Source organism: Okeania sp. SIO2B3 (assembly GCF_010672525.1).
GTDB lineage: Bacteria > Cyanobacteriota > Cyanobacteriia > Cyanobacteriales > Microcoleaceae > Okeania.
In genome coordinates, this window is the sequence record NZ_JAAHGH010000227.1 from 1 (window position 1) to 2,225 (window position 2,225).

2 protein-coding genes are annotated in these 2,225 nt (G+C 38.1%); both read left to right on the plus strand.

What is annotated here, in order from left to right; all coding sequences use genetic code 11:
- Positions 1-399 (plus strand): hypothetical protein (locus tag F6K15_RS37790; RefSeq protein WP_293071217.1); only part of this gene is annotated, 399 nt, incomplete at its 5' end.
- A 448-nt stretch (positions 400-847) separates the two neighbouring features.
- Positions 848-2,032 carry an RNA-guided endonuclease TnpB family protein gene (locus F6K15_RS37795; RefSeq protein WP_293071218.1) on the plus strand — a complete coding sequence of 395 codons (1,185 nt, stop codon included), beginning with the start codon at positions 848-850 and terminating at the stop codon, positions 2,030-2,032.
- Positions 2,033-2,225: the final 193 nt, after the last annotated feature.

The following is a 2,225-nucleotide window of genomic DNA, read 5'->3' on the forward strand; positions in this document are numbered from 1 at the left end:
AAGGAGATGGGATGTAGTCAAGGATGGGTTAGTAAGATATTCAAGAAATTAGGAGGTTATAAACGCGCTTTACAATTATTCCAGTGCCTAAATAATACTTTTTATAGGAGGTGGAATAATCCCCAAACGACTTTGGATGCGTTACCAGAGGATGCCAGGTGGGCAGCGGAGACTTTTTTCCCTTTAGAGGTGCAGGAACTCCTTAAAAATGAGGGTATCCCTGCTGAAGCCATCTCAACTCTGGACATAATTAAAGATGAATATAATCTGAATCTCCTGAATTATGTATCACTTGATACTATTTTTGATTTTATCCTGGGGTTAATACCGTATTTGCCCCAGGAGTATCAGGAAATTTTTGAGCAAACCCTAGCACCACTGGAACCAATACCGATTTAATTTGCCCAAATTAGCTCAAAATTAAGCACCTACTTTGACTGCTCCCCGGACTCAAGTCACGGGGAGTAGTCAAAGCATCTGAATTAGCTCATGAAGTGGCTGAGGTAGTTAAGATTTTTGGCCGAAAAATCCTGGATTTTGTATCTGTTGATACGCTTATTGGTTTGTTAACTGGGTTGTTGGGTTTAGTTGAGATTTTATCAAAACATCACCTTAAAAACCCGCATCATAATCTCTGAGTTGATACCGAGAGGATGTCAAAGCAAAAATTAACCTACTTTGGGAGTAGGTGTGGCGGAGCTATGGTAAAAATTGCAGTTTTACAAGTGGCATATTCACTTCTTTTTTACCGAAAATTTGGGTCTAAAGCCTCGCCCTTCTAGGGCGACTTTTTAGTTGATTTTATTTCTATAAATATGTTATCATACTGTTAGTTCAAATAGGAATTATGAAAGCTAGATTTAAGTATCGTATCTATCCCACACCCGGACAAAAATACCGATTAGCCAAGCTATTTGGTTGTGTCCGTGTGGTTTGGAATGATAGCCTAGCTTGTTGTCAACAACAGTATAGATCAGGAGAAAAGAAACCCACTAATTCTCAACTACAAAAAAAGTTTATCACTCAATCGAAAAAGACTGAATACAGAGAATGGTTATCAGAAGTTTCTGCTATACCATTGCAGCAATCTTTAAATGATTTAAACCAGGCTTATCAAAACTTTTTTAAATCGACTAAAGGCCAGAGAAAAGGTAAACCTGTTAAACCTCCTAAATTCAAAAGTAGAAAGTCGCTCGCAACTGCAAGATTTACAAAAGGAGGTTTTAAAGTTGGTCAGCATAAAGTCTATTTAGCCAAAGTTGGAAAAATCAAGATAGTTTGGTCAAGAGAGTTACCTGCTGCTCCATCATCAGTAACAGTAATTAAAGATTCAGCTAATAGATATTTCTTAAGTTTTGTAGTAGAAATACAACCAGAAATCTTACCTCAGACTGATAATTCAGTAGGTATAGATTTAGGCATTTCTACCTTTGCTACATTTAGTGATGGTACAAAGGTTGATGCTCCTAAGCCACTGAAGAAACGAATTAAAAAATTAAGAAAGTTAAGTAAGTCATTATCTCATAAAACTAAAGGCTCTAAAAGGTATGAAAAAGCACGGGTTAGAGTAGCTAAATTCCATGCCAAGCTGAAAGATACAAGGACAGATTTTCTACATAAATTATCTACTGAAATAATTCGTGAAAACCAAACAATTATTTTAGAAGATTTAAACGTTTCTGGTATGATTAAGAACCGTAAATTATCTAGAGTAATATCTGATTTAGGTTGGAGGCAATTCAGGACACTGTTAGAAGGAAAAGCAGAAAAATATGGTCGTGATTTCAGAGTAATTAGTCGTTGGGAGCCAACATCTCAAGTTTGTTCAAATTGTGGGTTTAAAGGTGGAAAGTTAGACCTTCAGGTGCGAGAATGGGAGTGTCTCAACTGTGGTGCAAAACATGATAGAGACGAGAATGCAGCGATAAATATATTAGTCGCGGGCGGGCAGTCCGAGACTTTAAACGGACGTGGAGGCAAGCGTAAGACTACTGCCAAAGTAGCAGCAGCCAATGAAGTGTCAACCCGCTGAGGAGCTTCGGCTCGGTAGGAATCTCCGCGCCTTTAGGCCGGAGAGGATGTCAAATATGAGCAATATCCCTTAGACTTCCCCAAGTCGATAGATTTATATCGTTTGGGTATCCCTTACCGCTCTCACAATCTTTGTGTATTCTGTCTAACTGAGTGCTTATGGATAAATCCTTAATAGAGTTATCCCAGTAATA

What these genes read in the sequence shown, in the direction of transcription:
- F6K15_RS37795 (WP_293071218.1), top strand. Translation starts at nt 848, where the DNA reads ATGAAAGCTAGATTTAAGTATCGTATCTATCCCACACCCGGACAAAAA.